Origin of the sequence: Mycobacterium sp. UM_Kg27 (assembly GCF_000972905.1) — a bacterium.
In the GTDB taxonomy this organism is placed as follows: Bacteria; Actinomycetota; Actinomycetes; order Mycobacteriales; family Mycobacteriaceae; genus Mycobacterium.
Genome location: NZ_JRMM01000161.1, coordinates 1 through 8,978, shown reverse-complemented (window position 1 = coordinate 8,978; position 8,978 = coordinate 1). Strand labels below are relative to the sequence as shown.

The window sequence follows — 8,978 nt, the reverse complement described above, 5'->3', positions numbered from 1 at the left end:
CGTGGGCTCGGAGATGTGTATAAGAGACAGGCGGACGAAGGTGAGCCCGGTGGCGACGGCGGCAACGGTGGCAACGGTGCCGGAGGTGGTATCGGTGGTGCCGGCGGCACTGCCGGGACCGGCGGGACCGACGGTGTCGACGGCAACGGTGGCAGCGGCGGCAACGGCGGCGATGGCGGCAACGGAGCTGACGGCGTTGGAGCGCCGGGTGGTGTCGGCGGCACTGGCGGCACCGGTGCCGGCGGCGGCGCTGCCGGTGGCGGTACTGGCACTCCGGGTGCCAACGGTGTCAACGGCCAGAACGGCGCCAACGGCCAGGAGATCGGTCTGCCGTAGTAGTTCGGATATTGCGCAAGAAACGCCCCGCACACCGTGCGGGGCGTTTCTTGTTGCCAGAGGCATTCCCGCACAACGTCTTTCGCGCGTCGCCCCACCGGTGAAATCGACGGTGGCTGAAGTGGGCAGCACTCCGCGGAGGCCCAGAAGAACTCGCGCCAGAACAGCGTTCCGTGTTCGAAAAATGCCTGCCCTGCAATACAATCAGTGGCTATGTGGACGACGTCGAACGGATACACCCGGGCCCTCGCCAGCGTTGCGACCGCGGGTGCGGTCGCGTTTGCGGCCAGCGGCGTGACAGCGATGCCGGCCGCGGCGCTGCCCGGCCCGCTGCCGTCCGCGACGGTCGTCGCCCCGGTCGAATTGACTGCGCTGAGCGGCGATTCCAGCCTGATGGACATCATCGGCACCTTGACCGGACTGAACTGGATCATCCCGCTTCTGGACAACCCGGACTATCCCTGGTTCCCCTTCGTCATCTCTCTTGAGGCGCTCGGCGAGCTGTTCGTGATCATCCCGGTGACCCTGGTGATCGGTACGCCGCTGCTCCTGCTGACCGAGGGCTGGCAAGGCATTCAGGACACCTTCACACTGCTGGGAACCGCCGTCGACGCGGTGCAGACCCTGTTCGACGAACTGGTGGACTGGTACCAGACCCGCAACTGGTTCACCGGGCAACTGCTCGACACCGGGTCCAGTGAAGCGGTCGCCGTGGCCGGTTGGGCCGACCTGTTCCACACGGGCGGCGTCGAAGACGTCGTTGTCCCGGTGAGTCTCGACGACGCGTTCACCGTGGGCGCTGTCGATGCCGGGCTGCCGGTGGACGGCTTCGACGCCGTGCTCACCGACTTCGGACTGGGCGACCTGGTCGCCTGATCCGTGCGGCCGCTGGCCCCGCTGGCTACTTGCGCTCAGCCGGGGTGAAGACAAGCACATCCCCTAAAGGCATGACAGTGCTGTCCAGCTGAGGCAACGGCGGCCCGGTCGAAAGGCCAGGCCGCCGTGGCGTTTTCGGCGCCCACGCCGTCACTGATTCGCACGCCGGCGCCGCCACGCGGCCGGCGTCCGTAGTCGTGGACCGTGCCCCACGGCCGGTCGAGCCGCCGATGACCGACGCAGTACCGCACTGGACGCCGTGGATCACGGGGGCCGTGCCGGTCCAGCTACCCTCCCGCCTCTCGCGTGCGGTCAGGAAAACGCGCATTATCCACTGGTAGGAAGGCGGCCGCACGCAAACAAGGAGTCTTATCCCAGAGTCGTTAGCAACCCGGGTAAAACCGCACATGTCCACCTGTTCCCGACCCCCGCGTCTCTGCATAACCCTCCTTTTACCTGCACAATAGTCCTCACAATAAGACTTCTTGCTACGAATACATGCAGGTCAGAGGCGTGGCGCCCGAAGAGCGGCCGCAAGTTGATTCGCCAAAATTGGTTCCTAAATTCCAATATCTCTGTTAACTTAACGCGAGCTAAGTAATTAGCGTCAGTGTCAACCGTCAAGGGCTAATCTGCCTGAGGAGATCTCATGTCACACCGCTCTACTGCCAAGACAACAAAAAGCCGACTCAGCGCCGCAGTGGGCGCCACCAGCGCAGTGGGTGCGTTCCTGGCGTTCGGCATGACGCCGCTCACGGCGGCACCAGCCAGTGCCGATTTCGAGGACTTCTTCGGGGATCTGTTCAGCTGGATCGAGACCCCCGCGGCGGACACGTCCGGGCTTGGCTGGCTTGGTTTCGACGCGTTCGGCGGCGACCTGGCCGGCTCGGCGGCGTCCGCCGATCCGCTCCAAGCCCTCAACGAGCTGGTGGCCAACTCGATCAACATGATCATCTACCAGCCGCTGTATGACGTCGGTCAGCTCTTGATCGGCGTTGGCCTGCGCCTGGACGGCATCTTCGACAATGGCGCCGACGCCTACGTCAGCTTCGACGCCGACGGCGACCTGATCTACCACGCGGCGAGCGCCGGTGGATTCCTCTTCGGTGACGGCGGCGCAGGCGGATTCGTCGACGCCGACGGCGACGTGCTCGGCGCCAACGGCGCGGTCCTGCTCGACGCTGACGGCAACGACGTCACCCTGGCCGACATCGAGAACGGTACCTATAGCTTCGCTGCCGGTTCGACGTTCACCCTCGACGGCGGCAATGCCGGCATGCTCGGCAACGGCGGCGACGGCGGCAGCGGCATCGGTCTCGGACTGGTCGGCGGCAACGGCGGTGACGGCGGCTCTCTCCTCGGCAACGGTGGTGACGGCGGCGCCGGCGCCTTCGGTGTCAACGGAATCGGGGCGGCCGGCACCGACGGTTTGGTGGGCGGCTTCGGCGGCGCCGGTGGTTTCTTCTTCGGTAACGGCGGCAATGGTGGTACCGGCGGCAACGGCGGCAACGGTGCCGCCGGCACCAACGGCAACGTGGGCGCGGCCGGGCTGAGCCCGGCCGGCGGGACCGGAGCCGATGGCGCCGACGGCGGCAACGGCACCGACGGCACGGACGGCTTCGCCGGTGGTAATGGCGCCGTCGGCGGTAACGGTGGGGCTGCGGGCCTGTTCGGTAACTCCGGTGCCGGCGGCAACGGCGGCGTCGGTGGCAACGGTGGCGTCGGCGGTAATGGCGGGAACGGCGGCGCCGGCGGCAACGGCGATGTCAACAACGGGCCGGAGATCGTGCCCACCGCACTCATTCCCGCGAGCGATCCGGGCGGCAACGGGGGCGCCGGCGGTAGCGGCGGTAACGCCGGCTCGGGCGGTGCCGCGGGTGCCGGTGGCGCCGGCGGCAACGGTGGTGCTGGTGGGTTCTTCGGCGTGCACCCCTCGGGTGCCGCGGGCAGCGGCGGCGCCGGTGGCGTCGGTGGTGGTTCCGGTCTGGCCGGCAACGGGGGCGCGGGCGGCAACGGCGGCGCCGGCGGTGGCACCGCGTCGGAATTCACCACCGAAGCGGTCGGTGATGAGATTGTCGGCGGCGGGGCCGGCGGCGCAGGTGGGGCCGGCGGCGATCTCGGTGCGGTCGGCGCCGGCGGCGCGGGCGGCGCGGCCGGTACCAGCGCCGGTCTGTTCGCCGGTGCCCCCGGTACCGCGGGTGCGGATGGCGCCGCCGGCTCGCTGCCGGACACGGTGTCGGGCAACGGTGGTGACGGTGGTGCCGGGGGTGCCGGTATCGGTGGCACGGGCGTGTCCGGCGGTAACGGCGGCGCCGGCGGTAACGCCGGCAGTCATGGCAACGGCGGCAACGGCGGCGTTGGCGGCAACGGCGACCAGGGCGCGTCCGGTTTTGACAGTCAGGAGCCGGGCACGGCCGGCGGCGACGGCGCCGTCGGCGGCAACGGCGGAGCCGGGGGTGTCGGCGGTAACGGCGGTTCGGTCTCGGGCAATGGCGGTAACGGTGGCGCCGGCGGGGTCGGCGGCACCGGCGGCGACGGCGGACGCGGCGCGGACTCGGATGACTCGAGCGTGGCGGGTGGCGCCGGCGGCAACGCCGGCGACGGTGGTCAGGGCGGTATCGGCGGCAACGGCGGTTCGGCGACCAACGGCAACGGCGGCAACGGTGGCAACAGCGGCAACGGTGGCGACGGCGGCGTCGGCGGCGTAGGTGGTTCCGGTGCCAATGACATCGACTCCGAGCTTCTCAACGGCGGCGCAGCGGGTGCCGGTGGCAACGGCGGCAACGGTGGAGCGCCCGGCGCCACGGCCGGAACCGGCGGCACAGGTGGCGGCGACGGCCACACTGACGGCACCGACGGCAGCCTCGGCCAGATCGGCAACGGTGGTGACGGCGGCGTCGGCGGGCTCGGCGGCAACGCGGCGACCGGCGAGGCCGGCGTCTTCCTCGGCAACGGTCTGAGCCCGGCCAACCCCGATGCGACGGGTGTGGGCGGTTCCGGTGGCCGGGGCGGCAACGGCGGTACCGGCTTCCAGGCCGGCAACGGCGGGTCCGGTGGTGGCGGCGGCCAGGGTGTCTACGGTGGCACCGGTGGTGCCGGGGGCGCTGGCGGCGCGGTGACCAGTACCGCTGACGGCGGCAACAACACCGGCGGCAACGGTGGCACCGGTGGGGCCGGTGGCGACGGCTCCGGTCACGGCGGCTACGGCGGCCAGGGTGGCGCAGGCGCCAACGCGACCGGAGACCAGACCGCCGGCAACGGCGGCAGCGGCGGCAACGGCGGTAACACCACCGGCCAGGGCAACACCGGCGAGTTCGGGACACTGGCCGGCGGGCACGGCGGCAATGGCGGAGCCGGCGGCACCGCCGAGGACGGCCAGGCCGGCAACGGCGGTAGTGGCGGCAACGGCGGCACCGGCGCACCGGTGGCTGGCGAGCTACCCGGCGTGGGGTTGAGCACCGGCGGCTCCGGTGGCACCGGCGGTGACGGGGGTGCCGCCAGCGGTGCCGGCAACGGCGGAAACGGCGGCACCGGTGGCAACGGCAACACCGGGAGCTTCACCGGCGGCCACGGCGGCACCGGCGGTAACGGCGGCACCTCCGGCACCGGCACGGCCGGCAACGGCGGCGCCGGCGGCGCGGGCGCCAACGGGGCCGGGATCGGCGACGGCGCGACCGGCGGTAATGGCGGCAACGGCGGTGCCGGCGGGGTGGCCGACGGCCAGACCGCGGGTCAGGGCGGTGGCGGCGGTGGTGGCGGCGGCGGTGCCATCGTCGCCGGCACCAGCGGCGGCACGGTGACCGACAGCACCGCCACCGGCGGCAACGGCGGCGACGGTGGTGCGGGCAGCACGACCGGGGTCGGCGGCAATGGCGGCGCCGGTGGACTCGGCGCGGTCGTCGCGGACGGGGCGGGCAGCACCATCGACGGCGGCCACATCGCCGGGGGTGACGGCGGTGCCGGCGGTGCGAACGGGGTCAACGGCGAGGACGGTGCCGACAACGTGCTGGAGGCTACCGGCGGCGGCACCATCAGCAACGTCACCGTGACCAACGGCCAGAACAACGGTGACTTCGTCGGCGGTGGCGCTTCGGTGGTCGCCACCGGCGGCGGCAGCATCTCCGACAGCACCGTCACCGGCGGAAACGCGAGCGACACCGCCAACGGTGGGGACGCCGGCCTGAACGCCATCGGCAAGGGCAGCTCGATCACCGGCAGCCATGCCACCGGTGGCAACGGGGGTGCGAACGACGGCAGCACCGGCGCGACGGGTGGCGACGGAGGCAGCGGCGTCATCAACGCCACCGACGGCGCCATCGTCACGGACACCACCGTCACCGGTGGGGCCGGTGGCGCCGGCAGCAACGGCGGCCAGGGCGGCCAGGGCGGTTTCGGTCTGGCTGACGCCACCGGCTCGGGCAGCACCATCACCGGCACGGCCACCGGCGGCACGGGCGGCGCCGGCGTCAACGGCATCGGCGGTGACGGCGGGAGCGGCCAACTGATGGTCGACGGCGCCGGGGGCAGCATCGGCGGTGGCGGCAATGACGCGATCGCTCAGGGCGGCAACGGCGGTATCGGCACCGACGGCGGCGTCGGCGGCAACGGCTCCTGGGGCGAGCTGGAGTCCGGCGAGATCGGCTACGGCGCCGTCGGCGGCAACTCCTACGGCACCTCCACCGGCGGTGACGGCGGCAACGCCACCGGTGAAGGCAGCCACGGCGGCAACGGCGGAAGCTCTGACATTCAGAGTTCCAAGACCACCGATGGTGGCACCTTGGGCGGCCCGGGCGGAACGGCCAGTGGCACCTCTACGGGCGGCAACGGTGGCGACGCCACCGGCGGGGGCCAGGGCGGTGACGGCGGAAAGGCCAGCATCGCCACCGGCGGCGACCCGGACAATATCGCCAATGGAACGGCGTCCGGCGGCAAGGGCGGCGACGGTCTCGACGGCGGCACCGGCGGCAAGGCCGGCTCGAGTCGGCTCGACGCCTTTGGCAACGACGGCGCGGGCACCCCGTCCACGGCCACCAACGGCACCGCGACCGGCGGCAACGGCGGGAGCGGTACCGGGGCCAACGCCACCGGCGGCAACGGCACCGACGGCAACATCGTCAACCAGGGCGGCGCCCAGTCCGACGGTCAGACCGCGACCGGCACCAACGGGGCGAACAACCCGGCCACTCCGTAGCCCAGAGGCGAAAAGCCCCGGCTCTGCCCGCCTTTGGCGGCGCAGGGTCGGGGCCTTTTCCCGCTATACCCAGTACGCCACCCGCGCCCGGTACTGGCGCAGCACCAATGCGGCCACCGACCAGCCGACCACGGTCAGCACCAGCACCACCGCCCAGTGCCGCAGCGGCTGATGCGCCCCCAGCAGCGGCAGCCGCACCAGGTCCAGGTAGTGCATCAGCGGGTTGAACTCCACCACCGCAGTCCAGCGCGACGCGCCCTGCGCACGCAGGGTGTCGTAGTTCCAGATGATCGGCGTCATCAAGAACAGCAGCTGCACCACCGAGAACAACAGCGGGGCGATATCGCGGTAGCGGGTGGCCAGAATCCCGAAGCACAGCGACACCCACACGCAGTTCAGCGCGATCAGGAGTAATGCCGGGATCACCGAAAGGTCGGCCCACGACCAGGGTTTCGGGAAGATCAGCGCGATCGGTATATAGATGACGATGTTGTGGGCGAACAGGATCATCTGGCGCCACACCAGCCGGTAGACGTGCACGCTCAACGGGGTCGGCAACTGCTTGATCAGCCCCTCGTTGGCGACGAACACGTCGGCGCCTTCCAGGATCGCGGCGTTGAGCAGGTTCCACACGATCAGCCCGAGCGTCACGTACGGCAGGTGCACCGACAGGTCGAGGTGGAACAGCTTGGAGTACAGCCCACCCATCGCCACCGCGGTGGTGGCGGTGCCGATGGTGATCCAGAACGGGCCCAGCACGCTGCGCCGGTAACGCTGCTTGATGTCCTGCCAGCCCAGGTGCAGCCACAGCTCGCGGCGGCTGAACCCGTCCACCAGATCGGCCCGCGCCCGCGCGAAACTCTTGGACTCCGCGGCCACGTCGGTGAAACTCATTGCTGCCCCTCGGGTTTGGCGAACTGTTCCCGGCGTCCCAGCCGGCGCAACCGGACCCACTCCAGCAGCCCGGCCGGATCGCGGCGCGACACCAGAAAGAACCAGCCGAACCGCAACCACTCCTGGATCAGCAGTCGCCGCATCCCCGGCTGGGCCATCAGGTAGCCCCGGTTGCGGTAGGTGAAATACCGCTTCGTCGCGTTGTCGGGGTATTGGGTGTGCATCCGGCCGGCCAGGATCGGCTTGAACTCCTCGGACCCGCACGGGTGCAGGTAGGCCGCGGTCAGGCACGTCCCGAACGGCAGGCCGGAGCGCACCAACCGCCGGTGCACCTCCACCTCGTCGCCGCGGATGAACAGCCGCAGATCCGGCACCCCGACCGCCTCCAGGGCATCCGCGGTGAACAGCGCCCCGTTGAACAGCGACGCGATGCCCGGCAGCAGGTCCTCACCCGCTGCGCCACTGTGCAATTCGCTGACCTCGCGCCGCCACACCAGCCCGCGCCGCAGCGGGAAGGCCAGCCGGGACGGGTCGTCGATGTTGCACACCATCGGCGACACCTCGGCCAGCCGGTGCTTGGCGGCGCACGCCAGCAGCGCCGCCAGCACGCCGGAGTCGGCGGGGCGCCCGTCGTCATCGGCCAGCCATACCCAATCCGCGCCGGCGGCCAGGGCGTGCAGCATTCCTAATGCGAAACCGCCTGCACCACCCAGGTTTCTGCGCGACCCGAGGTAGGTCGACGGTACCGGCTGTCGGGCCACCAGGTCGCGCACCGCGGCGTCGTTATCGTTGTCGACGACGATCAGGTGGTCCGGCGCCCGGGTCTGGGTGGCCAGCGCCTTGAGTGACTCGGCCAGTTGCGCGACTCGGCGGTGGGTGACGACGACGGCGTAGACGGTTCCGGTCACGCCTTTTCCTCGGTTTGCGTCTCCGCCAGCACCTCGCGCACGTGCCGGGCGGCGTCCGGGCCCTCGTAGGCGCCGACCACTTCCTCGATCCCGCCGGTCATCCGGATGGTGCCGTGGTCGATCCACATCGCGGTCTTGCACAACCGCGCCAGGAATTCGTTGGAATGGCTGGCGAACACCAGGATTCCGGAGCGCTCCACCAGTTTCTGCAGCCTGGTCTGGGCCTTCTTCAAGAACTCGGCGTCCACTGCGCCGATACCTTCGTCGAGCAGCAGGATCTCCGGGTCGATGCTGGTGACCACACCCATCGCCAGGCGCACCCGCATGCCGGTGGAGTAGGTGCGCAGCGGCATCGCCAGATAGTCACCCAGCTCGGTGAATTCTGCGATCTCATCGACCTTGGCGGCCATCTGCTTGCGGGTCTGCCCGAGGAACAGCCCGCGGATGATGATGTTCTCGAAACCGGAGATCTCGGGGTCCATGCCCACCCCCAGGTCGAACACCGGCGCCACCCGGCCCACCACCGAGGCCGACCCGCGGGTCGGCTCGTAGATGCCCGAAAGCAGCCGCAACAGCGTGGATTTACCGGCGCCGTTGTGCCCGACCAGGCCCACGCGATCACCCAGCGACAGTGACATGGTGATGTCGCGCAGCGCTTCGACCACCACCACATTGGAGCTGTTGCGTCCGATCGCCCCGCCGGCTTTGCCGAGAAACGCCTTCTTCAGCGACCGTGACTTGGCTGTCTCTTATACACATCTGACGCTGCCGAC

Annotated in this window: 5 protein-coding genes and 1 pseudogene; 3 read left to right on the top strand and 3 right to left on the bottom strand. The window is 70.5% G+C overall.

The features are described from left to right. The 3 genes from LI94_RS18850 to LI94_RS25110 form a co-directional block, all read left to right on the top strand. On the top strand, positions 1 to 336 hold a 336-nt coding region (locus tag LI94_RS18850), incomplete at its 5' end, for a hypothetical protein (protein WP_204368863.1). A 213-nt stretch (positions 337 to 549) separates the two neighbouring features. Then, positions 550 to 1,212 carry a hypothetical protein gene (locus tag LI94_RS18845; protein ID WP_024443608.1) on the top strand — a complete coding sequence of 221 codons (663 nt, stop codon included), beginning with the start codon at positions 550 to 552 and terminating at the stop codon, positions 1,210 to 1,212. Positions 1,213 to 1,861: 649 nt separating this feature from the next. After that, on the top strand, positions 1,862 to 6,403 hold the full coding sequence (locus LI94_RS25110; protein ID WP_192831005.1) for a PE family protein: 4,542 nt from the start codon (positions 1,862 to 1,864) through the stop codon (positions 6,401 to 6,403). A gap of 63 nt (positions 6,404 to 6,466) precedes the next feature. Here LI94_RS25110 and LI94_RS18835 read toward each other — a convergent pair whose 3' ends face one another. The 3 genes and pseudogenes from LI94_RS18835 to LI94_RS18825 form a co-directional block, all read right to left on the bottom strand. Further along, a complete protein-coding gene (locus LI94_RS18835) occupies positions 6,467 to 7,297 on the bottom strand; it encodes an ABC transporter permease (RefSeq protein ID WP_046302151.1) in 831 nt (276 codons plus the stop codon). Then, positions 7,294 to 8,205: a glycosyltransferase family 2 protein gene (locus LI94_RS18830; RefSeq protein WP_046302150.1), complete on the bottom strand. Its 912-nt coding sequence runs from the start codon at positions 8,203 to 8,205 to the stop codon at positions 7,294 to 7,296. Before LI94_RS18830 ends, LI94_RS18835 begins: the two co-directional genes overlap by 4 nt. Then, a pseudogene (locus LI94_RS18825) lies at positions 8,202 to 8,948 on the bottom strand (ABC transporter ATP-binding protein); the annotation flags it as partial. The gene LI94_RS18830 and the pseudogene LI94_RS18825, both read right to left, overlap by 4 nt. Positions 8,949 to 8,978 lie beyond the last annotated feature (30 nt).

Excerpts from the sequence above, each read along its gene's own strand:
- LI94_RS18845 (WP_024443608.1), top strand. The coding sequence starts at position 550 with ATGTGGACGACGTCGAACGGATACACCCGGGCCCTCGCCAGCGTTGCG.
- LI94_RS25110 (WP_192831005.1), top strand. The coding sequence starts at position 1,862 with ATGTCACACCGCTCTACTGCCAAGACAACAAAAAGCCGACTCAGCGCC.
- LI94_RS18835 (WP_046302151.1), bottom strand. The coding sequence starts at position 7,297 with ATGAGTTTCACCGACGTGGCCGCGGAGTCCAAGAGTTTCGCGCGGGCG.